Below are 25,625 nucleotides of genomic sequence, written 5' to 3'. Positions count from 1 at the left end.
TTGTGTTGATTTATTATTATCATTTCGAATTAAAATTGATAGCAATATGTTAAGTCATAATAATAACGGCATTGCCAGCGCTTTATCGGCGATATTGTCTGATTTATCGGCAAGGGTTTATTTCATTGCCGTTATTATTAGTCTGCATTAATGGGGAAAAGCGCCCGCCTGGCCGCCGGGGCGGGAAATACGCAGGCGACGTTGTGCCCGCAGCCGGGAACGATCGTTAACCGATGCGGCTTCTCCGGCGCCAGATAACGCCGATCGTAGTCGGCGTAGGCCAGGGCGCGTTGTAAACGGTAGGGGCCCTGCAGCTGGGCGGTGCAGGATTTGTCGAGTATTCGATAGTAGGCGCCCGGCGCGGTACCGGTATCCTCGGCGGCGGCCAGATAGGTGATATCGGCCGCCACATAGCGCAGGCGGGCCGCGTTTGCGGTGCGCTGCAGGTGAGCGGGAAGCGCTTCCAGCCCGTATTTCCATCGGTTGGCCTGTGGGCACTGGCCGGCGTTCACCGTTTGCCAGCGGAATCGACACGTTTTTTCACTGCTGCAGCGCTCCCCGTTGGTTGGCTGGGGGCGCAGATTATCAAAGTAGAGCCAGCTGCCGGGGTCGGCTACCACATAGCGCAGACGCACTCCGCCTGGCGGATGGGCAAAGCCGACATAATGCTGCACGAACTGGGCGCCGGCGGAAAAACCGGCCACGGTTATCGACTGCAGCGACGGCCAGCGCCGTTTCAGGTCGGCCAGCAGGCTATCCATGGCGTTGAACGAGCCGGTTTTGCCGTCATTATCCAAACCGCCTGCGATCCAGGAGCCGCAGCGCCACAGAGCGTCGCCGTCTTGCGGCTGGGGGAGACCGGCGGAATGGCAGTGGGCGGCGAGTTTTTCCGGCACCGGGAACAGCGGGGCGACCAGCAAGCCGTTGTCTCCCGCTCCCTGCGCGGCGTCGATCGCCGCTTGCAACGACTTGGCGGCGTCGCGTGGATGCCCGTGCATCACCACCAGTGCGGTGCGTGGCTGGGGGGATTGAGCGTGAGCGACAAAATAAGGCAGTGAACCCGCCGCCGTCGGCGCGTGATAGGGCGTGGCGAGACGCTCCAACAGCGGCTCTGCACGAACCGATTGGCTCAACAACAACAGAGCGGCCATTGCGATGCAGCGCAGGCGGCGCATCCTCGTCAGGTCTGGCGCAGCGCAGTGCGCATTTGTTTCAGAACCTCCCGGCATCGTTGTTCCTCACGCGCTCGTTGATAGTAGCGATAAAAGGCGCGTTCCGAGCTGAGGTTACCCGCGCGTGCCAGTTGCCTGAAGGTCAGATATGTCAGGCTGAGCATAATGATAATAAATAATAAGCCAGGGAACAGCAGCTGCCAGCCGTTGGTTATGCCTGCATTAGGCAGATAGCTGAGTGAATAGGGCGTAATCAATACCCCTAACTGCTGGAGTCCCCATTGAGTCAAAGCGGGGAACAGCACCAGCAGCGTAACGAACACCAAATACAGCAAAAAGTAGCGGCAGGAAAGCAGGAAACGCTTGAAAGCGTTATTGGCGCTCGGCCGCAAAACGAAGCCTGCGGACGTGGCGCGCAAGATTTGCTGGCGGCCACCGGTGAAGCGATAGCGTTCCAGCGCCGCTACGCTGTCCGGTAACGCCAACAGCAGCTGCAGCGCAACAAGGCCGGCGCTGCTGTTGCCGATATAGTCGCGAAAGCGCAACAGGCGTATGGGAGCGCTTTGGGGCTTCTCGACGGATTCGAGCAGGTTTAGCAGCTTATCGTGGTTTTCCCGCCGAATGCGAAAAGGGGTTTTGACGACGGCGATAAACAGCGTAATGACGGTCGGTAAGACGATTTTCAAGATATCTGCGGCGCTGATTTGTAACATGCGAGTCTCCTCTCGGGCTGTCTTGCGTTCCTTGCGGCAGAAGTATAGACCACGCTTATAGGACAATGTGAAAACTGGCGTTACAGCTTGGCCTTTGATCTCCAAGGCGTTAACGCTAGACTCAGCAACATAAGCAAGACTGAGGGGATAAATGAATGGATGTGATTGAGGGGAGCGAGCTGCAGGTCGCCGATGCGGTTTACGCTTATCAGCTGGACGGTAAGGGGGGCGTAACGCCGATCGGGCAGGATGACAAGATCACCTGCGACGCGCCGTGCTGGCTGCATCTCGATTATGCGCACCCGGCCAGCGCTGAATGGCTGAGTACCACGCCGCTGCTGCCGGACTCCGTGCGCGAAGCGCTCTCCGGCGAAAGCTCACGGCCGCGAGTCAGCCGCCAGGGCGAAGGTACGATGATCACCCTGCGCAGCATCAACTTCAACGCCAACTCACGGCCGGACCAGCTGGTCACCATCCGCGTATACATCACCGATAAACTGATTATTTCCACGCGGCACCGCAAGGTGTATTCCATCGATCAGGTGGTGAACGATCTGCAAAGCGGCGCCGGGCCGACCAACAGCGGCAGCTGGTTGGTGGAGATTTCCGATGCGTTGACCGATCACACCAGCGAATTTATCGAGGATCTGCACGACAAGATTATCGATCTGGAGGACGCCTTGCTGGAGCAGCAGGTGCCGGAGCGCGGCCAGCTGGCGTTGATCCGTAAACAGCTGATCGTGTTGCGCCGTTACATGGCGCCGCAGCGTGACGTCTTCGCACGGTTGGCCAGCGACCGCCTGCCGTGGATGAGCGATGACGATCGCCGCCGCATGCAGGACATCGCCGACCGTCTGGGGCGGGGATTAGACGATCTGGACGGCAGCATCGCGCGCACCGCCATCTTGTCCGACGAAATCACCACGGTGATGGCCGACGCGATGAACCGCCGCACTTACACCATGTCATTGTTGGCGATGGTATTTCTGCCGACCACCTTTCTGACCGGGTTGTTCGGGGTCAACCTTGGTGGTATTCCGGGCGGCGGTAATCCCCTCGGATTTGCGGCATTTTGCCTGATGCTGGTCGGGTTGGTGCTTGGCGTCGCCTGGTGGTTGAAGCGCAGCCGCTGGCTGTAGGCAAAAATGACGAAAACCCGGTTAACATTGAGCAATATCAACATTTAGCTGGGGGAAATGGGGCATGATCTCTCTCGCAGGTGAATGCAACGTCAAGCGATGGGCGTTGCGCTCCATAATTGTCTTACTTTCTTATTTTTGAATTACTGCATAGCACATTTGATTCGTACAATGCCGGTTTAATCACCGGCATTTTTTTATTCGGCTTCCACACTTCTTCAGGCTGCGCTTTCATCCCAGAAGCTGGCTTCAATCTTGTGCCCATCCAAATCCCGAACAAAGCAGCCGTAGTAAGCCTCACCGTAGTGCGGCCGCGAACCGGGCGCGCCTTCATCGACGGCGCCGGCCAGCAGCGCCTGACGATGGAATTCATCCACCTGTTGCTTGCTGGTGGCGAAAAAACCGACGTGCGTACCGTTGCCGGGCGAGGCCGGGCGGCCGTCGATCGGCACCTGCAGCCAAAACTCCGGGTAATCGCGGCCGTAACCGATGGCGCCGGGATGTTCCAACACGCGTCGGCAACCCAAGGCGGCCAGCGCACGATCGTAAAAGGCCGCGGCGGCCTCGAAATCGTTGGAGCCTAGCGAGACGTGGGACAGGCAGGGGGTAATATTCATTGCGCGCTCTCCAAGTGACTGTATAAATAAACAGTATAGGGTAAAAACGGCACCGCCCAGTAAATTTTGCGCAAACTGTGAACAGGATCGAGATCGTCGAGAAAGGGAAATGTCGCCGCTCGCAGGATGGCAAGCGGCGAGGGGGCTTATTTGATTTCCAGCACGTTCAACCGCTCCGGCGCAGGCAGCGCGTCGTCCGAGTCTTCCGGCTGCCAGCCGACCGGCTGCATCGGGATGTCTTCACGATCGAAGGCCAAATCGCCGCCGTCCACCACGGCGCTACCGTGGTGAATGCCTTTGAAATCGAACAGGTTGATATCGCTCAGGTGCGAAGGCACCACGTTTTGCATGGCGCTGAACATGGTTTCCAACCGGCCTGGGTAACGCTTGTCCCAGTCGCGCAGCATGTCGCCGATCACCTGGCGCTGCAGATTAGGCTGCGAGCCGCACAGGTTGCACGGAATGATCGGGAAGGCTTTGGCGATCGAGAAACGCTCGATGTCTTTCTCGCGGCAATAGGCCAGCGGACGAATGACTACGTGCTTGCCGTCGTCGCTCATCAGCTTGGGTGGCATGCCTTTCATCTTGCCGCCGTAGAACATGTTGAGGAACAGCGTCTGCAAAATGTCGTCGCGGTGGTGGCCCAGCGCGATCTTGGTGGCGCCCAGTTCGGTGGCGGTGCGGTACAGAATGCCGCGGCGCAGGCGCGAGCACAGTGAACAGGTGGTTTTGCCTTCCGGGATCTTGTCTTTGACGATGCTGTAGGTGTTCTCTTCGACGATCTTGTACTCTACCCCCAGGCTTTCCAGGTAGGCGGGCAGAATATGCTCCGGGAAGCCGGGCTGTTTCTGATCGAGATTGACCGCGATCAGCGAGAAGTTGATCGGCGCACTCTGCTGCAGGTTGCGCAGGATCTCCAGCATCGTGTAGCTGTCTTTACCGCCGGACAGGCAGACCATGATGCGGTCGCCTTCTTCAATCATATTGAAATCGGCGATCGCTTCACCTACGTTGCGGCGCAGGCGCTTTTGCAATTTGTTCAGGTTGTACTGCTCTTTTTGGCTAACGGATTGCTTTTCTGACATTTAAATCGTGCTCATTCTCAATGGGGGGCACTAGGGGCATGGCGTTGTAGACCGCGAGTTTACCATTCAACCGGTCGATTTTGATCATTATTCATCATCCTGCCGCCACGCGCCCGACGCGAGGCCTGTATGGTACGGATTGCGCGCAGGAATGCCAGCAGGTTTTATTGCTGCGGCTTACGCCGACGGTAAAAGAACAGGGCGCGAATTGCTCGCGCCCTGATGGCGTTACTCTGCGGCGGATTTTTCTGCCTTGCCGGCCAGCAGGCTGAGGAAGTCGTATTTCTCCTTCAGCTCTTTCTCGGCGGCCTGATACAGCGCGCTGGCCACCTCCGGCTGCTGCGAGTTCAGGCGGCGGAAACGCTGTTCTTTCAGCAGCGTTTCCGACAGGTTGCTGTTTGGCGGCCGTGAATCCAGCGCCAATGCGGCCTTGCCCTCGGCGCTGCGGCGCGGATCGAAGCGGTACAGCGGCCAGAAGCCGGTGGCGGTCAGCTGTTTCATCTGATCGTGACTGAGCGCCAGATCGTAGCCGTGCTCTTCGCACGGGCTGTAGGCGATGATCAGCGACGGGCCCGGATAGGCTTCGGCCTCCTGAATCGCTTTCACCGTTTGGTTAAGCTGCGCCCCCAGCGAGATCTGCGCGACGTAGACATGGCCGTACATCATCATGCTGACGCCCAAATCCTTGCGTGCCTTGCGCTTGCCGTGTTCACCGAACTTGGTCACCGCGCCGAGCGGCGTGGCCTTCGACTGCTGGCCGCCGGTGTTGGAGTAGCACTGGGTGTCGAGCACCAGCACGTTGACGTTCTCCGTCAGGCTGAGCACGTGATCCAAACCGCCGAAGCCGATGTCGTAGGCCCAGCCGTCCCCGCCGATCAGCCAGATGGATTTATCCACCAGGTAGTCGGCGTCGGCCGCCAGCTGGCGTGCGTCTTCGCCTTCGAGACTTGCCAGCAGCGCGCGTAGTTCGGCGATCTGCTTACGGCGCGGCTCCGGCGCCACATCTTCCATCTGCAGGGCATTGACCAACTGCTCCGGCAGCTGCGGTGCCAGCGAATTCAGCAGGCGCAGCACCCGCGCGCGATGTTGATCGACCGTCAGGCGGAAGCCCAGGCCAAATTCGGCGTTGTCTTCGAACAGCGAGTTGGCCCACGCCGGGCCGCGCCCTTCGGCGTTGGTGGTGTACGGCGTGGTCGGCAGATTGCCGCCGTAGATCGACGAACAGCCGGTGGCGTTGGCGATCAGCAAGCGGTCGCCATAGAGCTGGGTCAACAGCTTGATGTACGGCGTTTCACCGCAGCCGGAGCAGGCACCGGAGTACTCGAACAGCGGCGTGATCAGCTGCGAGGTGCGAATATCGATGCGCTCCAGCTGCGTCGGATCGATTTCCGGCAGCTGCAGGAAGAAGTCGTAGTTGTCTTTCTCCGCCGTCAGATTATCGAGGCGGGAAGCCATGTTGATGGCCTTGATCTCCGGGTTCTGGCGATCTTTCGCCGGGCAGACCTCGACGCACAGGTTACAGCCGGTGCAATCTTCCGGCGCTACCTGCAGCACGTATTTCTGGCCGCGCATATCGCGCGCTTTGACATCCAGTGACTGCAGGGAGGCGGGGGCGTGCTCCATCTCCGCCGGCTGAACTACCTTGGCGCGAATGGCGGAGTGCGGGCAGGCGGCGACGCAGTGGTTGCACTGGGTGCACAGGTCGGGCTGCCAGATCGGGATCTCTTCGGCGATGTTGCGCTTTTCCCATTGGGTGGTGCCCACCGGCCAGGTGCCGTCCGGCGGGAAGGCGGAAACCGGCAACGCATCGCCCAGCCCGGCCAGCATCGCGGCGGTAACGGTTTTGACGAAGTCCGGCGCGGCGTCCGAGACCACCGGCGGGCGCATCGGGCTGCTGGCGTCGATCGGCTGCAGCGGGATCTCGGTCAGCGCGGCCCGGGTGGCGCCCAGCGCCTGCCAGTTGCGTTCGACGATCTCCTGGCCCTTGCTGCTGTAGCTGCGGGCGATGGCGTCCTGCAGCTGTTGCAGCGCCACGTCGCTCGGCAGGATCTGCGTCAGGTGGAAAAACGCCATCTGCATGACGGTGTTGATACGCGCGCCGAGCCGGCATTCGCGCGCCAGCTTGGCGGCGTTGATGATATAGAAACGCGCCTGGCGTTGGTGCAACAGCGCCTGAACCTCCTGCGGCAGGCTTGACCAGACCTCGTCGGCGCCGTAAGGGGTATTGAGCAGGAAGGTGCCGCCGGGCTTCAGGCGTTCGACCATTTGGTACTTATCGATAAACTGCAGCTGGTGGCAGCCGACGAAGTCCGCGCGGCTGACCAGGTAAGCCGAATTGATCGGCTGCTCGCTGACGCGCAGGTGCGACACCGTCAGGCCGCCGGCCTTTTTGGAGTCGTAGACGAAATAGCCCTGGGCATACAGCGGCGTGGCGTTGCCGATGATCTTGATGTTGTTCTTGGTGGCCGAGACCGAGCCGTCGCTGCCCAAACCGTAGAAAAGCGCTTCCAGCGAGGCGCGCTGCGGCAGGATTTCGTCGCTCAGCGGCAGCGAAAGCCCGGTGACATCATCGAAGATGCCGACGGTAAAGCGCGGGCGCGGCTGCGGCTGGGCCAGCTCACGGAACACCGCCAGCGCGCAGTCGGGGCCGAACTCTTTCGACGACAGGCCGTAACGGCCGCCGATCACCCGCGGCAGCGTGGCGCGTTCACCCCGGCTGTAGGCTTCCGCCAGCGCGGTCATCACGTCCAGATACAACGGCTCGGCCAGCGCGCCCGGTTCTTTGGTGCGATCGAGCACCGCGACGCTGCGCACGCTGTCCGGCAGGGCGTCGAGCAGGTATTTGGCGGAGAACGGCCGGAACAGCCGGACTTTCAGCACGCCGACTTTCTCGCCGCGGGTCAGCAGGGTGTCGATCACCTCTTCGCAGGTGCCGGCGGCGGAACCCATCACCACCACCACGCGTTCGGCCTGCGGATGGCCGTAATAGTCGAACGGCCGATAGTGGCGGCCGGTGAGGGCGGCGAAGGCCGCCATGGCGTCGATCAGGTGCTGGCCGGTGGCGTCATACCACGGGTTGGTGGCTTCACGCGACTGGAAATAAGTGTCCGGGTTGGCGGAAGTGCCGCGCACCACCGGATGATCCGGCGACAGCGCCCGGCTGCGGTGAGCGTCGATCGCCGCCTGCGGCAACATTTGCCGCAGCGTATCGTCGCTGAGCGGCACGATCTTGTTGATCTCGTGCGAGGTGCGGAAGCCGTCGAAGAAATGGATAAACGGCACGCGCGCGTTGAGGGTGGCGGTCTGCGAGATCAGCGCGAAGTCCTGCGCTTCCTGCACGCTGCCGGCGCACAGCATGGCGCAGCCGGTCTGGCGTACCGCCATCACGTCAGAATGGTCGCCGAAGATAGACAGCGCGTGCGTGGCCACGGTGCGCGCGGCGACGTGCAGCACGAACGGCGTCAGCTCGCCGGCCAGTTTGTACAGCGTCGGGATCATCAGCAGCAGACCCTGCGATGACGTGAACGAGGTCGACAGCGCGCCGGTTTGCAAGGCGCCGTGCACGGTGGCGATCGCGCCGCCTTCCGACTGCATTTCCACCACCCGCGGGATGTCGCCCCAGATGTTTTGCCGGCCATCGCCGGACCAGGCGTCCGCCTGCTCCGCCATGGTAGAACTTGGCGTGATAGGGTAGATGGCAATCACTTCGTTGGTGCGGTAGGCCACGGAAGCGACTGCGTTATTACCATCTGTAGTTATCATCGACATTACCTTTTCATTGCTCACAAAGCCGCGAAAGCGCACTTCCGCAGTAATGGGAAAAAGTCTAACAGAGGGTTTGAACGTGGCTTTATCGTGTTTGTGTGGCGGGTGATAAATCGCCAAGGGCGTATTTCCTCGCCGATTGGGGACCGGCGGCAATAAATTGTTTTCACCGTTTAAAGACAATTTATTTCCGGCGCGTCATAATTGCGGATCAGCAAACTGACAGAAGAAAACCATGAGCGCATTTATGTATTTGACGATGGCGATAGTCGCGGAAGTGATCGCCACCACCATGTTGAAAGCCTCCGAGGGCTTTACCCGCCTGTGGCCGTCGCTGCTGGTGGTGCTGGGCTACGGCGTGGCATTTTGGGGGCTGTCGATGGTGGTCAAGAGCATGCCGCTGGGCATCGTGTATGCGATTTGGTCGGGCATGGGGATTGTGCTGGTATCGATCGCCGCGGTATTCGTTTATCAGCAAAAATTGGATTGGCCGGCGATCGTCGGCATGGGATTAATTATTGCCGGCGTGCTGGTGATTAATTTACTGTCCAAAGCCTCGGTACACTGAGTGTTATTTTAATGTAAAAAAAGGCCGGCGTGACAGTAAGTCGCGCCGGTTGAAGAATTCAGCCATCATTCACTGAAAATAGTGGAATGCTAATTACTTAGCGCCGCCAGCATAGACGTAAATATCCTTCTCTCCGGTAGCAAAAAATGCGCCGTCTTACTCAAAGCACGCGAAGATAATGAATACCGATATCGCGAGAGAAACTTCCTCATCGGCAGCGGTGACGTTATCACTTTCTGCGTGCGGCAGGGGCCTGGCAGCGGGTGGCGCCGTCACGTTTGGCACCGCGCGCCGGTGCGGAAATATTCTGCAAACAAAATAAATGTTCGGCCGGTGCAAAAAAATGACAAATAATGGCTGGAATATATTTTCATTATTTATATATCGAGCTAGATTAAACAAGTTTGCATCAAAGATAGCGAAACGTGTCCGCCAAGTGACGCGCGTTATCAGCAATGGCGATTTTACACAGCGCAGTTCCGGGTTCAGGAGTGGGATAATGACGACATCAAAATGGCTGCTTGCCAGCGCCGTGCTGCTTTTAGCCGCGTGCAGCAGCAATAACGAAGAGCCAGTACAGCAGGGCAACAGTGCCAGAATCAATACGTTGCAGACCAGCGCCGGTTGCGCGGCGGTCGGCGGCGTCACCACCATCGCGCACAACCTGAACGGTGAAGCGCTGCGCATGTGCCAGATGCCGAACGGCAAGCAGTGCGAAGAACGCACGCTGGGCCTGGGCAGCTGCGCCGGGTAAGCCCGCGGCGCCAGGCCTGGCGTGCAGGATCAATACACCCAATCGCGCAGGGTATAGATAAGCGTGTGGCCGCTGCCGTTGAGCGTCAGTTGCTGGGCGTTTAGCGTTACTTCGGCGCCGTTTTCCAGCACGGTGCCGATCACCCGATCCCAGCGGTTGCGCTGTTCATCAGGGCACAGCCTGCGGGTCGTGGCCAGCGGTTTCACCGTCAGCACGCCGTCGCGTAATTGCCCCTGGCCGAAGAAGCGGTTGCACATCGCGCCGGAGACATGCAGGCTCTCGCCGAACTCCAGATTGAGCAGGCCGCCGCCCGCCGGTGACATCGCCGTTTCGCCATCCACGCTTTGCAACACGAAGTTGTGATGCAACAGATCGCCTGGCGTGACGGCCGTGTGTGGTTTCATGCTGCACCCCGCTAAGGCCAGCGCCGCAAGGGCGGCTACCGTGGTTTTTCTCATCGCGCGCTCTCAAATAAACAGGGCGCCGCAAGGGCGCCCCGAGGTTACGCTCAGGCGTTCAACTGGTTCGGGCAGGTTTCGCCGCGATCCAACTGGCTGATGTTCTGCAGCGTGGTTTGCGAAATGCTGGTCAGCGCCTCTTCGGTCAGGAAAGCCTGATGGCCGGTAAACAGCACGTTGTGGCAGGCCGAGAGGCGGCGGAACACGTCATCCTGAATCACGTCGTTCGACTTGTCTTCGAAGAACAGATCGCGTTCATTCTCGTAAACGTCCATCCCCAGCGCGCCGATTTTCTGCTGTTTCAGCGCATCGATGGCGGCGGTGGAGTCGATCAGCGCGCCGCGGCTGGTGTTGATCACCATCACGCCGTTTTTCATCATCGCGAAGGCGTCGGCATTCAGCAGATGGTGGTTTTCCGGCGTCAGCGGGCAATGCAGGGTGATCACGTCGGACTGCGCGTACAGCGTTTTCAGATCGACATATTCCGCGCCCAGTTCCAGCGCCTGTTCGCTCGGGAACGGATCGTAGGCCAGCAGCTTCATGCCGAAGCCTTTCAGAATGCGCATCGTCGCCACGCCGATTTTACCGGTGCCGATCACGCCGGCGGTGCGGTTGTGCATGTTAAAGCCGATCAGCCCTTCCAGCGAGAAGTTGGCGTCGCGCGTGCGTTGATAGGCGCGGTGAATACGGCGGTTCAGGCACATCATCATGCCTACCGCGTGTTCTGCCACAGCTTCCGGCGAGTAGGCCGGCACGCGCACCACCTTGATGCCCAGTTCTTGGGCGGCGTCCAGATCGACGTTATTAAAACCGGCGCAGCGCAAGGCGAGAATTTCGACGCCCAGCGCCGCCAGTTCTTCGAGCACTTCACGGCTGCCGTCGTCGTTGACGAAGAGGCACACCGCCTTGCAACCGGCGGCCGTTTTGGCGGTTTTTTTACTGAGTAAAAAGTCGAAGAATTCCAGCTCATAGCCAAACTGCTGATTCACCAGTTCGAGATATTTACGGTCATACTGTTTGGTACTGTATATCGCCAATTTCATCGTGGTTTCTCCACCGTGATTTTGTGATCAATTTAACAGATTTTAGTAAATTCGACAATTGGTTAGCAGTTTGTCCAGTGCGGGGTTTGTTCGATCAGACAGCGGAATGAAACCGGCCCGCATTGGGCCGGTTCACGCGATGTTAGCGAGCGATTTCCGTGTAATGATGCTCATCGTAGTCATGGGTCAAATACCCGTTGACGGCATCGTTAAAGGCGATCCAATGCGGTGTTTTCTGGTGCGCCGCAAGCGACGCCTTATCGTCCCAGTTTTCAATCAGCGCATAGCTGTTTTCATCGTTCTGGCATTGCCAAAGCTGATAAAAAGAGCAGCCGGTTTCTTTATTGGATTCCTGCACCATGGTGTTGAGCAGGCTGAGAAACGCGGGTCGCTTGGCCGGGTTGACCTGAAAAAAGACGTTAAGCGTGATCATGGTTTATTTCCTCGGTCGGGAATGAAACTGGATATCTCCAGGGGGCAGCATTGTGCTGACAGCGAGGATTTTACGGGCTTGATGACTGACTAAAAGTGAAATAAAGTTCGTGAGTTATTCACTTTTGGTGAAGGCTTGATATGTTTAAACGTGCCCAGTTAGCCACCTTTTGCATGGTGGTGGAGTCGGAGAGTCTGACGGCAGCGGCGGAGAGGCTGTTTTGCGTGCCCTCTAACGTGACCAAGAAATTAAAAGAGTTGGAAACGGCGTGTGGCGTTACGCTATTTGATCGTGAGCGCAATCGGTTGTCGCTTACGCCGGAAGGCCGAGCGCTTTACCATAAGGCCAAGCGCTTTTTGGCTATCGAAGAGCGGGCGCGAGCGCAGCTTGAACAGGATCCGGTGCAGGGTGAACTGAAGCTTGGCGCGCTGGATATCGCCTTGAGCCATCATCTGCCGCAAAAGTTGGCGCATTACCGTGCGCAGAACCGCCGTGTTCAGTTGAGTGTGGTGCAGGGCTATTCGCTGGATCTGGAGTTTCAATTGCAAAAAGGGACGCTGGACGTGGTGTTTTCTGATGGGCCGATAGAACATCCGCAGTTGCAGAGCCGGCGTGCTTTTCAGGAGCGTTTGGTCTTCATTGGCGGGGCGTATCAGCCAGCGTTGTTGGCAAAAAGCGATCTCTATGTTTATTCGCGGCAATGCCACTATCGCCATCTGGTGGATGCCTGGTTGCAGAAGCAGCAAATCATCCCCGCCGCGCTGCTGGAGGTGGAATGCTACGACGTGATATTCGCCTGCGTCACCGCGGGGTTGGGGTATGCGTTTGTCCCTGAAAGCCTGGCGCGACAGCGAGAGGTTGCGTATATCGAGTGCGGGAATGAAATGCGCAGCGATATTTATGCTATCTGGCGTAAAGCGAGCGACAGCCACATAGTACAGGCTTTTATTGAGGCCGTGATTTGAAATTAGCGGCAAAAAAATCCCCACGGGGGTGTGGGGAATGGCTTCTCTAGTACACAGTTAGCTAGCAGCTGAACTTTTATTAGAATGGTTGCAAGACTATTAATCATCAACGGTAACGACAATAACAAAAGTCTGAAAACTGTCCTATTTATGTGATGTATATGTAACGAAAATCTACAACCCGCACACGTTTGCGCCAAAAAGGTGCAAATCGCTTCTGCGACCGCACTCAGCTTCACCCTATGTCAAATTCGTGCCATCATTATTGTCAATTCAGGCATAGACTTAATGGATGCCTAACTCAGGAACGAAGCAATCATTTAATGACCAGGCGATTGAAAGTATTCATAGGGACGGTGGCGGGCTGCGCAATTCTGGTGCTGGCGTTGTGGCAAACTTTGCCGCGCTGGCTGCCGGGGGTGTTATCGCATTGGTTGCCGGCGGGGAGCCGCCTGGAGTTGCAGGGTAAATTGCATTGGCATCAGGGCGGCCTGGCGCTGGCGGGGGCGCGTTTCACCGCGCAAGATTGCCTGCTGGCCAACGTCGGGCCGACGCGGCTGGCTTACCGCCAGGGCCGTTGGCAGCTGTCGAGCGATAAGGTCAGCGTCGATAGCGCCTGTTTGCCAAAACTGCCGAGCGGCGACGCCAACAGCGCGCCGCTGGCGCTCGATCAATTGCAGCGGCAACTGCCGTCGCTGGATCTCACCATTAATGATCTGACGCTCATTCCCTGGCAGCGCTATGCCGGCAAGCTGCAGCTTTCCTCCGGCCCTGACGGGCAACGCCTGCATTATCGGGGGCCGAATCTCAGCGCCGAGGCACAGCTGGATGAAAAACAGCAGCTGACGTTGCAGAGCCTGAGCGTCGTCCCACCCAACAGCGCGCAACCGCTGCACCTCGCCGGCAAGATAACTCTTCCGCTGGATTTGGCCAGCCTGCCGACGCAGGGCGCGCTGCAGGGGGAAATGCAGACCGCCTATCTGGAAAAACCGGTATTGCTGGACATGCGCTGGCAACAGCAGCAGGGCGTGTTGACGGTAAGCGAAAAAGGCGACGATCGGCCGCTGGCGGTGTTGCCGTGGGAAGTGACCCCGCAGCGGGTCAGCATCAAGCAGGGCGAGTGGCGTTGGCCATACAGCGGGCAGCCGTTGAACGGCGGCCTGAACATCGCGCTGCACGACTGGAGCAAAGGGTGGGATGAAACGGAGATCAGCGCGCGGCTGAACGTGATCACCGCCGGCCACAACGGCAAGGGCAATGCGGTGCTCACCCTCGGGCCGGGCAAGGTAGGGTTGACCGACAGCGATCTGCGCTTCCAACTGACCGGCCAGGCCAATCTGGCCGACTTCTCCACCACCGCGTCAATCCCGGGCGTGATCGGCGGCAGCATTCTTAATCCGACGCTGGTGCTTCAGCCAGGTTCGCTGCTCCGTCTGTGGGGCAAGGTGACGCCGGAAATGACGCTGGAAGAGGCGCGTTTGCCGCTGGCGGGCGTGAAGGTGACCGCCGCCGGCATCACCGGCCGCCTGCAGGCGATTTTGAGCGCCAGCGACAGTTATTGGGGGCGCTTCAAGCTGCACCTGGACGGCCAGGCGCAGGATTTCTGGCCGGACAAGGGCGACTGGCAGTGGCGTTACTGGGGCAACGGCCGGTTGCCGCCGCTGCAGGCTGCCTGGGACGTCGCCGGCAGCGGGCGCTGGCAGGACAGCGAGCTGGTGCTCGACAAGCTCTCCACCGGCTTCGACAAGTTGAAGTACGGTCTGGTGACGGTCGCCGCGCCGCGCCTGAGCCTCAACCAACCGCTGCGCTGGCAGCGTGATGAACAAAGCCCGCAGCTCAACGGCGAACTCCAGCTGGCGGCGGATAAGGTCAGCTTCAGCGACGGCGGCCATCTACCGGCGCCGGTGCTGGCGCTGCAGCTGAGCGGCCGTTCGCCGGACAGTTTCCAGCTGCAGGGCAAACTGCAGGCGCAGCAGATCGGGCCGATCGCGCTGCGCGGCCGCTGGGACGGCGAACGCCTGCGCGGCGAAGCCTGGTGGCCGAAACAGTCGCTGAAGGTCTTCCAGCCGCTGCTGGCACCGGATCTCAATCTCACGCTGCGCGACGGCGAGTTTTACGCGCAGTCGGCGTTTTCCGCTGCCCGTGAACAAGGCTTCGAGGCCGGCGGCCACTGGGTGGTGAAAAACGGCGGCATGTGGCTGAAGGACGGCGAGATGAGCGGCCTGGACTTCATCCTGTCGTACCGGTTCAAGCAGCATCAGTGGCTGCTGGGTGCCAAACAGCCGGTGTCGCTGCGCATCAAGTCTTTCAGCAACCTGTTCGAGATGCAGAACATTTCCGCCGATCTGCAGGGCACCTATCCTTATAGCGAAAGGCAGCCGCTGACGTTGAGCAACGTCGGCGTGGACATGCTCAACGGGCATATCAGCCTGTCGGCGCTGCGGTTGCCGCAGCATGACGCTGCGGTGCTGAAACTGGACAAGGTCGATCTCAGCGCGCTGTTCACCGCCCTGAAACCGAAGCAGTTCGCCATGTCCGGCCGCGTCGACGGCGAGCTGCCGCTGTTCCTGAACCACCCCAAGTGGCTGGTGCAAAACGGCTGGATCGCCAATGCCGGCACGTTGACGCTGCGGCTGGACAAAGACATGGCCGACGCCATCGGCAGCAACAACCTGGCGACCGGCGCGGCGATCGACTGGCTGCGCTATATGGAAATCAACCGTTCGCACGCCCGGGTCGACCTCGACAACCTGGGTGAGCTGACGCTGAGCGCGCGCATCGACGGTATCAACCCGCAGAAGAGCGCCAAGCGTGAGGTGATCCTGAACTATCGCCATCAGGAAAACGTGTTTCAGCTGTGGCGCAGTTTGCGCTTCGGCGACAATTTACAGGAGTGGCTGGAGCAGGCCCTCTCACAACCTGGGGAGCAACAATGAAAATCATGAGTGTGTCGGCGCTGGCAGCGGTGCTGTGCGTTTCGCTGCTGAGCGGCTGCGTGCCGCGCATCGAGGTGGCGACGCCGAAGGATCCGATCACCATCAATATGAACGTCAAGATCGAGCATGAAATTCATATCAAGGTGGATAAGGACGTCGAAAACCTGCTGAAAACCCAAAGCGGTCTGTTCTAGGAGCCGACATGAAAAAACGTTATTTGTGGCTGGCCGGCGCCGCCTGGTTGTTCAGCAGCGTGGCGATGGCGCTGACGCTGGATGAGGCGAAGCAGCAAGGGCGGGTGGGCGAAACCCTGAGCGGCTACATCGCGCCGGTGAAGCAGGACGCGGAAACGCTGGCGCTGGTGAAGCGCATCAACGCCGGCCGCACCGAGAAGTATCAGGAAGTGGCGGACGGCAACCATATCGCCGTCGACGAAGTGGCGCGCATGGCCGGGCAGAAGCTGGTGACGCGCGCGCAGAGCGGCGAGTATGTGCGCGGCATCAACGGCCAGTGGCTGAAGAAATAAAAAAAGCGCGCCGTCTGGCGCGCCAAAAGATACGGATAGATGATTATTATGGGGGTAGTGCAGGTTTGACAGGACTTGCCTCTTGTCCGGCAGGGGCTTGGCGCCCCTGCGCAGAGTCTTAGGCAGCAACCACCTGAGACAGGGCCGCTTTCGCGTCTTCCTGTGCTTTGGTCGCCACTTCCGGACCGTAGGCGATACCTTCCGCGAAGACGAACTCCACGTCGGTGATGCCGATGAAGCCCAGGAACAGACGCAGGTAAGGTTCTACCAGGTCGGTCGGGGTGCCTTTATGGATGCCGCCGCGGCTGGTCAGGATCACGGCGCGTTTGTTTTTAACCAGGCCTTCCGGACCGTTTTCGGTATAACGGAAGGTCACGCCGGCGCGGGCAACCAGGTCGAAATAGTTTTTCAGCTGGGTCGGGATGTTGAAGTTGTACATCGGTGCGGCAATCACGATGACGTCATTGGCCTGCAGCTCGGCGATCAGCTCGTCCGACAGGGCCAGCGCTTCTTGTTGACGTGGAGTCAACGGCGCATCGGAAGGACGCAGCGCGCCGACCAGTTCACCGTCCAGCACCGGAATTGGCTGCGCGGCCAGATCGCGCACGGTGATGGTGTCGCCGCTGTGGGCGTTGCTCCATTGCTCTACGAAGAAATCGGCCAGTTGGTTAGACTGAGAGTAGGTCGCCAGGATGCTTGATTTCAGAACCAATACGTTGCTCATCGATAATTCCTTACGTTGTGACAGTGACATCAGGACTCAGCGTCCCTTGCATGAACTACATGCTATTCACATTCCCCCCACAGTGATAGCGCAATATTTCGAGACCTTCGTTCGATTTTATTGAATGACATGGCGACGCTTTACTCGCGGAAGTAGGGGGAGAAAGCCGTTTGTGGTAGGCTGTGCGGCTAAAGCAAAAAAATCGCTAAAAAAACACCAAACCGTTGCCAAGCCTGGCCTTGGCGGCGAAGAAACAAGGAACACCGAACGTGAAATCTCCGCTCGAGGCACTGCCGGCCCAACTGGGTGAGCTGATGCTCCGCGATCAACAACGCCTGCGTCGTCGCCTGCAGGGCGCACGAAAAATCAAAAATCCCGATGCTCAGCTGGCGGTTGCCGCCGAAGTAGAAAGCGACATCGCGGCGGCGCGGCAAAAAGTGCAGGCGCGCGCCGCGTCTTGCCCGCGTATTACCTATCCGGAAAGCCTGCCGGTCAGCCAAAAAAAGCAGGACATTTTAAACGCCATTCGCGATCACCAGGTGGTGATCGTCGCCGGGGAGACCGGCTCGGGGAAAACCACCCAGCTGCCGAAGATCTGCCTGGAACTGGGGCGCGGGGTGAAAGGGCTGATCGGCCATACCCAACCGCGCCGCCTGGCGGCGCGCACCGTCGCCAACCGCATCGCCGACGAGCTGGAAACCCCGCTCGGCGGCAGCGTCGGCTACAAGGTGCGCTTCAACGATCAGGTGGGAGAAAATACCCTGGTCAAGCTGATGACCGACGGTATCTTGCTGGCCGAAATTCAGCAGGACCGCCTGCTGATGCAGTACGACACGCTGATCATCGATGAAGCGCACGAGCGCAGCCTCAACATCGACTTTATTCTCGGCTACCTGCGTGAACTGTTGCCGAAGCGCCCGGATCTCAAGGTGATCATCACCTCGGCGACCATCGATCCGCAGCGCTTCTCGCGCCATTTCAACAATGCGCCAATCATCGAGGTTTCCGGCCGCACTTACCCGGTAGAGGTGCGCTACCGCCCGGTGGTCGACGACGGCGACGATACCGATCGCGACCAGCTGCAGGCGATTTTCGATGCGGTGGACGAGCTTGGGCGCGAAGGACCGGGCGACATTCTGATCTTCATGAGCGGCGAGCGCGAGATCCGCGATACCGCCGACGCCCTGAACCGCCTCAATCTGCCGCACACCGAAGTGCTGCCGCTGTATGCGCGCCTGTCGAACAGCGAGCAGAACCGGGTGTTCCAGTCGCACCACGGCCGGCGCATCGTGCTGGCCACCAACGTGGCGGAAACCTCGCTGACGGTGCCGGGCATCAAGTACGTTATCGATCCGGGCACCGCGCGCATCAGCCGCTACAGCTTCCGCACCAAGGTGCAGCGCCTGCCGATCGAACCGGTGTCGCAGGCCTCCGCCAACCAGCGTAAAGGGCGCTGCGGCCGCGTGTCGGAAGGGGTGTGCATCCGTCTGTACTCCGAGCAGGATTTCCTCTCGCGGCCGGCGTTTACCGATCCTGAAATTCTGCGCACCAACCTGGCGTCGGTTATTTTGCAGATGACCTCGCTGGGACTGGGCGATATCGCCGCGTTTCCGTTCGTCGAGGCGCCGGACAAGCGCAACATTCAGGATGGCGTGCGCCTGCTGGAAGAGCTGGGGGCGATCACCACCGCCGACAACGGCCATTACCAGCTGACGCCGCAGGGCCGCCAGCTGGCGCAGTTGCCGATCGACCCGCGTCTGGCGCGCATGGTGCTGGAAGCGCAGAAGAGCGGCAGCGTGCGTGAAGTGATGATCATCACCGCCGCGCTGTCGATTCAGGATCCGCGTGAGCGCCCGATGGACAAGCAGCAAGCCTCGGATGAGAAACACCGCCGCTTCGCCGACAAAGACTCGGACTTCCTGGCGTTCGTCAACCTGTGGGATTATCTGCAGGAGCAGCAAAAGGCGAACTCTTCCAGCCAGTTCCGCCGGCTGTGCCGCAACGATTTCCTCAACTACCTGCGCGTGCGTGAGTGGCAGGATATCTATACCCAGCTGCGCCAGGTGGTGAAAGAGCTGGGGCTGCCGATCAACAGCACGCCTTCCGACTACCGCAGCGTACACACCGCGCTGCTGACCGGTTTGCTGTCGCATATCGGCCAGAAGGATGCGGACAAACAGGAATTTACCGGCGCGCGCAACGCCCGTTTCTCCATCTTCCCCGGCTCTGGCCTGTTCAAGAAGCCGCCGAAGTGGACCATGGTGGCCGAACTGGTGGAAACCAGCCGCCTGTGGGGGCGCATCGCCGCACGTATCGAACCGGAATGGATCGAGCCGCTGGCTCAGCACCTGGTGAAACACAGCTACAGCGAGCCGCACTGGTCGAAGTCGCAGGGGGCGGTGATGGCCAGCGAAAAGGTCACGCTGTTCGGTCTGCCGATCGTCGCGGCGCGCCAGGTCAACTACGGCGCCATCGATCCGCTGCTGTGCCGCGAGCTGTTTATCCGCCATGCGCTGGTGGAGGGCGACTGGCAGACGCGCCACGCCTTCTTCCGCGAAAACCAAAAGCTGCGCGCCGAAGTGGAAGAGCTGGAGCATAAATCGCGCCGCCGCGACATTCTGGTGGACGACGAAACGCTGTTCGGCTTCTACGATCGCCGCATCCCCAACGACGTGGTTTCTGGCCGTCATTTCGACAGCTGGTGGAAGAGCGCCGCCAAACAGCAGCCAGACCTGCTGAACTTCGAAAAAGAGATGCTGATCAAAGACGGCGCCAACAAGATCAGCGCGCTCGACTACCCGAACTTCTGGCATCAGGGCAACCTCAAGCTGCGGCTGAGCTACCAGTTCGAACCGGGCACCGACGCCGACGGCGTGACGGTGCACATTCCGCTGCCGATCCTCAACCAGGTGGAGGAGCAGGGCTTCGAATGGCAGATCCCCGGCATCCGCCGCGAGCTGGTGATTGCGCTGATCAAGTCGCTGCCGAAGCCGGTGCGCCGCAACTTCGTGCCGGCGCCGAACTACGCCGAAGCGTTCCTTGGCCGCGTAACGGCGCTGGAATTGCCGCTGCTGGACGCGCTGGAGCGCGAGCTGCGACGCATGACCGGCGTGACCGTGTCACGTGATGACTGGCAGTGGGATCAGGTGCCCGATCACCTGAAGATGACCTTCCGCGTAGTGGGCGAGAAAAACCAGACGCTGCGCGAAGGCAAAGACCTGGCGGCCTTGCGCCTGCAGCTGAAAGAGAAGGTGCAGGAGACGCTGTCGGCGGTGGCCGACGACGGGCTGGAGCAGAGCAACCTGCATGTCTGGAGCTTTGGCCAATTGCCGGCGTTTTACGAGCAGAAGCGCGGTGGCTATTCGATGAAGGCGTACCCGGCGCTGGTGGATGAAAAGGACAGCGTGGCGATCCGGCTGTTCGACAGCGAAAGCGAGCAGCAACAGGCGATGTGGCAGGGCACTCGCCGCCTGCTGTTGCTGAATATTCCTTCGCCGATCAAATACCTGCATGAAAAGCTGCCGAACAAGGCCAAGCTGGGGCTCTATTTCAACCCGTACGGCAAGGTGCTGGAGCTGATCGACGACTGCATTTCGTGTGGCATCGATAAGCTGATCGCCGAACACGGCGGCCCGGTCTGGCAAGAGGAAGGCTTTGCCCGCCTGCAGGAGCAGATCCGCGCCGAGCTGAACGACACGGTCGTCGAGGTGGCCAAGCAGGTTGAGCAGATCCTGACGGCGGTCTTCAACATCAACAAAAGACTGAAAGGCCGGGTGGACATGTCGTTGGCGCTGGCGCTGTCGGATATCAAGACCCAGCTCGGCGGGCTGGTTTACCGCGGCTTCGTGACCGGCAACGGCTGGAAACGCCTGCCGGACACGTTGCGTTACCTGCAGGCGATCGAGCGCCGGTTGGAAAAACTGGCTATCGATCCGCACCGCGATCGCGCGCAGATGCTGCGGGTGGAGCAGGTGCAGCAGGCCTGGCAGCAGTGGCTGAACAAGCTGCCGCCGAAGCGACAGCAGGAGGAAGAGGTGAAAGCGGTGCGCTGGATGATCGAAGAGCTGCGCGTCAGCCTGTTCGCGCAGCAGCTGGGCACGCCTTACCCGATCTCCGACAAGCGCATTTTGCAAACTATCGAGCAGCTTTCGGGTTAAGCTCGGGCGCACCGGCCGGCAAGCGGCCGGCGCACCACAGGCTCAACAGGCCGCACAGCAGCAGCGTGGCGGCCAAATCCTGCCCGCGCGCCGCGATCGTCAGCCCCAGGCCGATCAGCAGATAGTACAACAGCCCGAATAACGCGCCGGCGGTGCCGAGTTGCTGCCGGTAGCGGCTCAGCGCCTGGCTCAGCACATTCGGAATAGCCAACCCGAACGCCAGCATCACCAGCGCGCAGGGAAGCAGCATCCACAGGCTGTGTTGCCACCAGAACAATGCCACGCCGCTGGCCACCGCCAGCAACCCGCCCAGCAGGATCTGACGTTTGGCGCTGACGCTGCGCGCCAGCAGGTGGCGGTTCAACAGCGCCCCCGCCATGCTGCCTAAAGCCAGCATCACCCCCGAGTAGCCAAACTGCTGGCTGCTCAACCCCAGCCTTTCGAACATGAACGGCGCCAGGCTGAAGTAGCTGAACACCATGATATTGAAGCTGGCGACCAGCAGCGCCGAACACCAGATGTGCCGATCGCGCAGCATCGTCATCAGGGCAATACCCGGTGCGGCGGCCGTTGCGGTTTGCCGCTGCCGCGTTTCCGGCAATGTGCCGTAGCTCCACAGCAGCAGCGCCAGCGCCCAGACCGCCTGCGCGGTGAAAATCGCCGCGCTGCCGCCCCAGGCGACCAGCGCGCCGCCGGCAAACATTCCCAGCAGCGGGCTGACGGAGAGCGCGACGCCGACCAGCGCGAACATGCGCCCCAGCGCCGGGCCTTGATAGACATCACGCAGCATGGTTTGCGTGACGATTGAGCCGACCGCTGCGCCGAAGGCGATCAGCGCACGGGCGGCCAGCAACAGCGTGAAACTGCCGCTCAGTAGGGCGATGCCGGCGCCGGCGAGATAAAGCGCCAGGCCGGCCAGCATCGCCGGACGGCGGCCGAATCGATCGCAGAAGGCTCCCCAAAAGGCGACGCCGAGAGCGAAGGCGAAGAAATAGATGGATAACGTCTGCCCGGCCTGCGCGGCGCTGATGCCGAAATCGCTGCGGATGGCGGTGAGCGCCGGGCTGTACAGCGTTTCCAGGATCTGCGGCGTCATGATGGCGGTGACGAGCAGCGGTAAAGATAAGCGTTGCATGATGCACATTCTCCCTAAAAGTTAATGCGGCCAGTATAGGGAGCGGCGCTTTGTGCGATTACAATCATTAGGACAAAAAATAACAGATATAGGACAATTTGATGGCGCTGATTCAACAGCATCACCCGTTCGACCCGGATCGGCTGCCGGCCCCGGTGCTCGGCATTGCGGCTGAACTGGCGGAGCACGACTCCGGGCTGCATTGGCATCAGCGTTCGCAGCTGCTGTATGCGCCGCAGGGGTGCATGACGGTCACGCTGGCGCAGCAGTGGTTGATTCTGCCGCCGACGCGCAGCGTCTGGATACCGGGCGGCATTGCGCATCGGGTGCAACTGCGCGGCCGCGTCGCGTATCGCTCGCTGTATTTCGATCCGGCGCTGACGGCCGCCATGCCGCCACAGGCTGCGGCGCTGGCGGTGAACCCGCTGTTGGCGGCGATCGTCGAGCGCATAGCGCACTGGCCGCTGGACTATGCGTTGGCGCAGCCCCAGGCGCGCGATTTGCTGGCGGTGCTGATCAATGAGCTGAGCGAGGCGCAGCGCGAGAATACCCAGCTGCGGCTGCCGCAGGATAGGCGTCTTGCCGCCTGGCTGGCGACGCTGCCGGAGCGTGACGAATTGCCGGGGTTGGCGGCGTTGGCGCAGTGCTTGAATCTGCACGCCAAAACGTTGACGCGGCTGTTTGTGCGGGAAACCGGCCTGAGCTATCAGCAGTGGTGCCAGCAGTGGCGGCTGATGCGCGCGATCGAACTGCTGGCGACGTTGCCGTCGGTTAGCGCGGTGGCGCAGCGGTTGGGGTTTTCCAGCGACAGCGCATTTATCGCTTTTTTCCGCCAGTTCACCGGCACCACGCCACGGCGCTATATGCAAGGGGGCCGATAAAGCACAACGGCGCATAATGCGCCGTTGAGAGGGTTATTTGCCTGCCGCCAGGGCGTCCAGCGCTTCGCGGATGCCGGGCACCGCCAGGGCGCGGTTATCGGCGCGGTAGCGATCTTTCGCCGCCGGCGCCGAACTTTGGATGGCGATCAATTGCCAGCCGTCGGCGGTTTTCAACAGCAGCGGTGAGCCGCTGTCGCCGGGCAGGGTATCACATTGGTGCGACAGTACGCCTTGCTGGGCCCAGCCGGTGACCTTGCAGTTTTGGTGGCTGTAGAGGTCATCCAGGTGGTCTTCCGGGTAACCCGCCTGAGTTATCAGCCGTTTGGCCTGTTTCAGGGCCTGGGTCAGCGCCTTGCTGTCGCCTTGCCACAGCGGCAACGGTGCGATCGGCAGCGGCTTTTTGTCTTTCAGACGGATCAGCGCAAAGTCATAAGCGGCCGCGGCGGGCGGGACGATCCAGCCATCACCGTCCGGCTTCAGCTTATTGCCCAGCTTGCTGTCGACCAGGGTCTCGATATTGCCGGTTTGATACTGCCAGGATTTATCGCCTGCCACGAAGCGCAGAGCGATGGCTTTATCCAGTTGTCCGGGCGGCGCCAGCACGCAGTGGCCGGCGGTCAACGCCAAGTGCGGGGAGATCAGCGTGGCGGTACACAGATTGCCGCTGGCGGTTTCGACCTGGCCGATGGCCTGCCACGGCTGGGCGGCGGTATCCGTGACCTTGATTCGTTCATCTTTGCCGAAAAACAGACGCGTTTGCTCGGCCTTGGACGGGCCGTCGGCGCGTGCCGCCTGAGCAGCGATGAGCGGGAGTGAGCACAGCAACAGTAAAACGGATATGCGCATAGATCTCTTGCCTGACAAATACGGATCATCCATAAACACACTGAATGCTAACTATAGACTGATTTAGCAGCCATGTGGATGGGCAATAATTGATTTTTCAATAATTTCCCGCCGTCAACGCGGCGGGCTACAGGTAAAAAAAGACGGCGATCAGTCCGCAAAGGATCAGGGCGGTCAGAACGATCTCAAACAGGTAGCGGCGCAGCATCAATGAGAATCCCCCGATGAAAAAACACCCGGCGAACCGGGTGTCGTAAACGTCAAGCCTGAAGCGGTGAGGGGACCCTCACGTCATTATGCTTTTTTGTGGCTGGCTTTTTTGTGGTGCTTTTTTGCCGCCTGGGCTTTTTGAGCCGGGGCTTTCTTAACGGCTTTTTTGTGATGCTTTTTGGCCGCCTGAGCTTTCTGAACCGGAGCTTTCTTGCCGTGGTGTTTCACCTGAGCTTTAGCCGGCGCAGCGGTGGCGGTGGTTGCGGTAGCCGCAGGTGCGGTGGTGGCCGCCTCGGCAGCGAAAGCCACGGAAGACAGACCCATTGCAGCGGCAACAACCAGAGCTAATACTTTTTTCATCGCAGAATCCTCAACATGACTTTTTGGGTATCAACCCCACTGCGGGGCCGTTGAGATGATAGTAGGCAAACGGCGCCCGGCTTTCCGTGAGTGATTGGTTTCGGCTTGTAACCTAATGTACAGGGCGGCGGCGGCAAGGGGGATTGCTGCTATAATGACCGCCAGGCGCGATAAAAGGGATTTAAAATGAACGAGATAACGATTCGTTGTGGTGTGACCGAACAGGGCGAGGTGCCGCTGGCCTATGAGGACTGGGGCGATGAGGCGCACCCGCCGCTGCTGCTCATCATGGGCATCGGCGCGCAGCTGTTGCTGTGGCCTGACGACTTCTGCCGCGCACTGGTGGCCAAGGGGTTTCGGGTGATCCGTTATGACAACCGCGATGTTGGCCTTTCCGGCAAAACGCAGGCGCAACGCACGCAGCCGTTGTGGCTGCTGATGCTGCGCGCCCAGCTCGGTTGGCAAACGCCGGTGCCTTATACCCTGGCGGACATGGCGGCGGACGCGGCGCATCTGCTCGATCACTTGCGCATCCCGCGGGCTCACGTACTGGGTGCTTCGATGGGGGGGATGATCGCCCAGGTGTTGGCCGCCGAATACCCGCAGCGCGTCTCCTCGTTATGCATCTTGTTCTCCAGCACCAATCAGCCGCTGTTGCCGCCGCCGGCACCTTCGCTGCTGTGGCTGTTGGTGCGCCGACCGGCGGCCGATTTGACGCTGCAGCAGCGCCACGAGGGGATGAAAACCTTCCTGCGCGCGCTCGGTACCCGATTTTACCCGCCGGAGGAGGCGGAACTGGATGCGTTGGTGCATCGGCTGTTGAAGCGGGGCGTGGATCCGGAAGGCATGCAGCGGCAACTTTCCGCGTTGCTCGGCAGCGGCGATCTGCGTCGCTACAGCCGGCGTATTGCCGCGCCGACGCTGGTCATTCACGGCGATCGCGATCGGCTGGTACGTAAGGCGGGGGGAGTCGCGATCGCCCGCACGGTCGTCAACGCCAAATTGCATATTATGCCGGGCATGGGGCATGACCTGCCTGCTCCGTTGAGGCCGCAGCTGGCGGCGATGGTCGCCCGTCATGCGCTGGGATGAGAGATCGGGTCGCCGGCGTCTTTCACTATTTTAGTTACAACATACT

24 protein-coding genes are annotated in these 25,625 nt (G+C 60.2%); 11 read left to right on the top strand and 13 right to left on the bottom strand.

From position 1 onward, the window contains the following. Positions 1-137: 137 nt before the first annotated feature. Together QDT79_RS17045 and QDT79_RS17040 are read right to left on the bottom strand one after the other, a co-directional pair. On the bottom strand, positions 138-1,175 hold the full coding sequence (locus QDT79_RS17045) for a hypothetical protein (protein ID WP_373275490.1): 1,038 nt from the start codon (positions 1,173-1,175) through the stop codon (positions 138-140). A 5-nt stretch (positions 1,176-1,180) separates the two neighbouring features. Beyond that, a complete protein-coding gene (locus QDT79_RS17040; protein WP_253718988.1) occupies positions 1,181-1,990 on the bottom strand; it encodes a hypothetical protein in 810 nt (269 codons plus the stop codon). Positions 1,991-2,040: 50 nt separating this feature from the next. Here QDT79_RS17040 and zntB point away from each other — a divergent pair, with 50 nt between their 5' ends. Continuing rightward, positions 2,041-3,024: a zinc transporter ZntB gene (gene zntB, locus QDT79_RS17035; protein ID WP_308316809.1), complete on the top strand. Its 984-nt coding sequence runs from the start codon at positions 2,041-2,043 to the stop codon at positions 3,022-3,024. Positions 3,025-3,242: 218 nt separating this feature from the next. Here zntB and QDT79_RS17030 read toward each other — a convergent pair whose 3' ends face one another. The 3 genes from QDT79_RS17030 to nifJ all read right to left on the bottom strand — a co-directional run bounded on the left by QDT79_RS17030 (position 3,243) and on the right by nifJ (position 8,488). Next, positions 3,243-3,641: a VOC family protein gene (locus QDT79_RS17030; RefSeq protein ID WP_004930496.1), complete on the bottom strand. Its 399-nt coding sequence runs from the start codon at positions 3,639-3,641 to the stop codon at positions 3,243-3,245. A gap of 146 nt (positions 3,642-3,787) precedes the next feature. Next, positions 3,788-4,726, bottom strand: coding sequence for a tRNA 2-thiocytidine(32) synthetase TtcA (ttcA, locus tag QDT79_RS17025; RefSeq protein WP_107226282.1), 939 nt, complete (start codon positions 4,724-4,726; stop codon positions 3,788-3,790). Positions 4,727-4,954: 228 nt separating this feature from the next. Next, a complete protein-coding gene (gene nifJ / locus QDT79_RS17020) occupies positions 4,955-8,488 on the bottom strand; it encodes a pyruvate:ferredoxin (flavodoxin) oxidoreductase (protein WP_308316808.1) in 3,534 nt (1,177 codons plus the stop codon). Between the two features lie 238 nt (positions 8,489-8,726). Here nifJ and ssmE point away from each other — a divergent pair, with 238 nt between their 5' ends. Together ssmE and QDT79_RS17010 are read left to right on the top strand one after the other, a co-directional pair. Further along, complete coding sequence (ssmE, locus tag QDT79_RS17015) at positions 8,727-9,059, top strand: multidrug efflux SMR transporter SsmE (RefSeq protein ID WP_025302985.1); 333 nt, start codon at positions 8,727-8,729, stop codon at positions 9,057-9,059. Between the two features lie 499 nt (positions 9,060-9,558). Beyond that, the gene (locus QDT79_RS17010; protein ID WP_015377999.1) at positions 9,559-9,813 is read left to right on the top strand and encodes a DUF333 domain-containing protein; all 255 of its coding nucleotides are present in this window, start codon (positions 9,559-9,561) and stop codon (positions 9,811-9,813) included. Positions 9,814-9,842: 29 nt separating this feature from the next. Here the strand turns inward: QDT79_RS17010 and hslJ are convergent, their stop codons facing one another. The 3 genes from hslJ to QDT79_RS16995 form a co-directional block, all read right to left on the bottom strand. Further along, positions 9,843-10,271, bottom strand: a complete 429-nt coding sequence (gene hslJ, locus QDT79_RS17005) for a heat shock protein HslJ (RefSeq protein ID WP_063990002.1) — start codon at positions 10,269-10,271, stop codon at positions 9,843-9,845. A gap of 50 nt (positions 10,272-10,321) precedes the next feature. Then, positions 10,322-11,314 (bottom strand): 2-hydroxyacid dehydrogenase, encoded by a 993-nt coding sequence (locus tag QDT79_RS17000; protein WP_063990001.1) that lies wholly within the window; start codon positions 11,312-11,314, stop codon positions 10,322-10,324. A gap of 142 nt (positions 11,315-11,456) precedes the next feature. Continuing rightward, positions 11,457-11,747 (bottom strand): putative quinol monooxygenase, encoded by a 291-nt coding sequence (locus QDT79_RS16995; protein WP_063990000.1) that lies wholly within the window; start codon positions 11,745-11,747, stop codon positions 11,457-11,459. A 140-nt stretch (positions 11,748-11,887) separates the two neighbouring features. Between QDT79_RS16995 and QDT79_RS16990 the strand changes: the two genes are divergently transcribed. The 5 genes from QDT79_RS16990 to QDT79_RS25100 all read left to right on the top strand — a co-directional run bounded on the left by QDT79_RS16990 (position 11,888) and on the right by QDT79_RS25100 (position 16,296). Further along, complete coding sequence (locus QDT79_RS16990) at positions 11,888-12,712, top strand: LysR family transcriptional regulator (RefSeq protein ID WP_308316807.1); 825 nt, start codon at positions 11,888-11,890, stop codon at positions 12,710-12,712. Positions 12,713-13,035: 323 nt separating this feature from the next. Then, a complete protein-coding gene (locus QDT79_RS16985) occupies positions 13,036-15,648 on the top strand; it encodes a YdbH family protein (RefSeq protein ID WP_308316806.1) in 2,613 nt (870 codons plus the stop codon). Further along, positions 15,645-15,842, top strand: a complete 198-nt coding sequence (locus tag QDT79_RS16980) for a YnbE family lipoprotein (protein ID WP_004930472.1) — start codon at positions 15,645-15,647, stop codon at positions 15,840-15,842. The genes QDT79_RS16985 and QDT79_RS16980 overlap by 4 nt, the downstream gene beginning before the upstream one ends. A gap of 8 nt (positions 15,843-15,850) precedes the next feature. Continuing rightward, positions 15,851-16,174 (top strand): YdbL family probable chaperone protein, encoded by a 324-nt coding sequence (locus QDT79_RS16975; protein ID WP_063989997.1) that lies wholly within the window; start codon positions 15,851-15,853, stop codon positions 16,172-16,174. Continuing rightward, on the top strand, positions 16,159-16,296 hold the full coding sequence (locus QDT79_RS25100; protein ID WP_373275480.1) for a hypothetical protein: 138 nt from the start codon (positions 16,159-16,161) through the stop codon (positions 16,294-16,296). The genes QDT79_RS16975 and QDT79_RS25100 overlap by 16 nt, the downstream gene beginning before the upstream one ends. On the opposite strand, the gene azoR is transcribed toward QDT79_RS25100, so the two are convergent. Further along, on the bottom strand, positions 16,293-16,898 hold the full coding sequence (gene azoR / locus QDT79_RS16970) for an FMN-dependent NADH-azoreductase (protein WP_015377994.1): 606 nt from the start codon (positions 16,896-16,898) through the stop codon (positions 16,293-16,295). The genes QDT79_RS25100 and azoR overlap by 4 nt on opposite strands. Positions 16,899-17,167: 269 nt before the next feature. Between azoR and hrpA the strand changes: the two genes are divergently transcribed. Then, positions 17,168-21,055: an ATP-dependent RNA helicase HrpA gene (gene hrpA, locus QDT79_RS16965; protein ID WP_107226277.1), complete on the top strand. Its 3,888-nt coding sequence runs from the start codon at positions 17,168-17,170 to the stop codon at positions 21,053-21,055. Here the strand turns inward: hrpA and QDT79_RS16960 are convergent. Continuing rightward, entirely contained in the window at positions 21,033-22,190 is a 1,158-nt protein-coding gene (locus QDT79_RS16960) for an MFS transporter (RefSeq protein ID WP_107226579.1), read from the bottom strand. The genes hrpA and QDT79_RS16960 overlap by 23 nt on opposite strands. A 101-nt stretch (positions 22,191-22,291) precedes the next feature. Here QDT79_RS16960 and QDT79_RS16955 point away from each other — a divergent pair, with 101 nt between their 5' ends. Further along, positions 22,292-23,071, top strand: coding sequence for an AraC family transcriptional regulator (locus QDT79_RS16955; protein ID WP_107226276.1), 780 nt, complete (start codon positions 22,292-22,294; stop codon positions 23,069-23,071). Positions 23,072-23,104: 33 nt separating this feature from the next. Here QDT79_RS16955 and QDT79_RS16950 read toward each other — a convergent pair whose 3' ends face one another. The 3 genes from QDT79_RS16950 to asr all read right to left on the bottom strand — a co-directional run bounded on the left by QDT79_RS16950 (position 23,105) and on the right by asr (position 24,487). Continuing rightward, positions 23,105-23,917 (bottom strand): trypsin-like serine peptidase, encoded by an 813-nt coding sequence (locus tag QDT79_RS16950; RefSeq protein WP_063989995.1) that lies wholly within the window; start codon positions 23,915-23,917, stop codon positions 23,105-23,107. A gap of 127 nt (positions 23,918-24,044) precedes the next feature. Beyond that, on the bottom strand, positions 24,045-24,125 hold the full coding sequence (gene ydgU / locus QDT79_RS25145) for a small membrane protein YdgU (RefSeq protein ID WP_455677416.1): 81 nt from the start codon (positions 24,123-24,125) through the stop codon (positions 24,045-24,047). An 86-nt stretch (positions 24,126-24,211) separates the two neighbouring features. Next, the gene (gene asr / locus QDT79_RS16945; RefSeq protein WP_063989994.1) at positions 24,212-24,487 is read right to left on the bottom strand and encodes an acid resistance repetitive basic protein Asr; all 276 of its coding nucleotides are present in this window, start codon (positions 24,485-24,487) and stop codon (positions 24,212-24,214) included. 186 nt (positions 24,488-24,673) lie between these two features. Here asr and QDT79_RS16940 point away from each other — a divergent pair, with 186 nt between their 5' ends. Continuing rightward, positions 24,674-25,579 carry an alpha/beta fold hydrolase gene (locus QDT79_RS16940; protein WP_308316805.1) on the top strand — a complete coding sequence of 302 codons (906 nt, stop codon included), beginning with the start codon at positions 24,674-24,676 and terminating at the stop codon, positions 25,577-25,579. Positions 25,580-25,625: the final 46 nt, after the last annotated feature.

This window comes from Serratia marcescens, assembly GCF_029846115.1.
GTDB classification, from domain to species: Bacteria; Pseudomonadota; Gammaproteobacteria; order Enterobacterales; family Enterobacteriaceae; genus Serratia; species Serratia marcescens_L.
Note: the sequence above shows the minus strand (reverse complement) of the source record. Positions and strands in the feature narration are given on the sequence as shown.

Coding starts and splice junctions, on each gene's coding strand:
- QDT79_RS17000 (WP_063990001.1), bottom strand. CDS start 11,314: ATGAAATTGGCGATATACAGTACCAAACAGTATGACCGTAAATATCTC.
- QDT79_RS17010 (WP_015377999.1), top strand. CDS start 9,559: ATGACGACATCAAAATGGCTGCTTGCCAGCGCCGTGCTGCTTTTAGCC.
- azoR (WP_015377994.1), bottom strand. CDS start 16,898: ATGAGCAACGTATTGGTTCTGAAATCAAGCATCCTGGCGACCTACTCT.
- QDT79_RS16940 (WP_308316805.1), top strand. CDS start 24,674: ATGAACGAGATAACGATTCGTTGTGGTGTGACCGAACAGGGCGAGGTG.
- ydgU (WP_455677416.1), bottom strand. CDS start 24,125: ATGCTGCGCCGCTACCTGTTTGAGATCGTTCTGACCGCCCTGATCCTT.
- QDT79_RS16950 (WP_063989995.1), bottom strand. CDS start 23,917: ATGCGCATATCCGTTTTACTGTTGCTGTGCTCACTCCCGCTCATCGCT.
- asr (WP_063989994.1), bottom strand. CDS start 24,487: ATGAAAAAAGTATTAGCTCTGGTTGTTGCCGCTGCAATGGGTCTGTCT.
- QDT79_RS16980 (WP_004930472.1), top strand. CDS start 15,645: ATGAAAATCATGAGTGTGTCGGCGCTGGCAGCGGTGCTGTGCGTTTCG.
- ssmE (WP_025302985.1), top strand. CDS start 8,727: ATGAGCGCATTTATGTATTTGACGATGGCGATAGTCGCGGAAGTGATC.
- QDT79_RS16955 (WP_107226276.1), top strand. CDS start 22,292: ATGGCGCTGATTCAACAGCATCACCCGTTCGACCCGGATCGGCTGCCG.
- QDT79_RS16985 (WP_308316806.1), top strand. CDS start 13,036: ATGACCAGGCGATTGAAAGTATTCATAGGGACGGTGGCGGGCTGCGCA.
- QDT79_RS17045 (WP_373275490.1), bottom strand. CDS start 1,175: ATGCGCCGCCTGCGCTGCATCGCAATGGCCGCTCTGTTGTTGTTGAGC.
- hslJ (WP_063990002.1), bottom strand. CDS start 10,271: ATGAGAAAAACCACGGTAGCCGCCCTTGCGGCGCTGGCCTTAGCGGGG.
- QDT79_RS16995 (WP_063990000.1), bottom strand. CDS start 11,747: ATGATCACGCTTAACGTCTTTTTTCAGGTCAACCCGGCCAAGCGACCC.
- nifJ (WP_308316808.1), bottom strand. CDS start 8,488: ATGATAACTACAGATGGTAATAACGCAGTCGCTTCCGTGGCCTACCGC.
- zntB (WP_308316809.1), top strand. CDS start 2,041: ATGGATGTGATTGAGGGGAGCGAGCTGCAGGTCGCCGATGCGGTTTAC.
- ttcA (WP_107226282.1), bottom strand. CDS start 4,726: ATGTCAGAAAAGCAATCCGTTAGCCAAAAAGAGCAGTACAACCTGAAC.
- QDT79_RS16960 (WP_107226579.1), bottom strand. CDS start 22,190: ATGCAACGCTTATCTTTACCGCTGCTCGTCACCGCCATCATGACGCCG.
- QDT79_RS17030 (WP_004930496.1), bottom strand. CDS start 3,641: ATGAATATTACCCCCTGCCTGTCCCACGTCTCGCTAGGCTCCAACGAT.
- QDT79_RS16975 (WP_063989997.1), top strand. CDS start 15,851: ATGAAAAAACGTTATTTGTGGCTGGCCGGCGCCGCCTGGTTGTTCAGC.
- QDT79_RS16990 (WP_308316807.1), top strand. CDS start 11,888: ATGTTTAAACGTGCCCAGTTAGCCACCTTTTGCATGGTGGTGGAGTCG.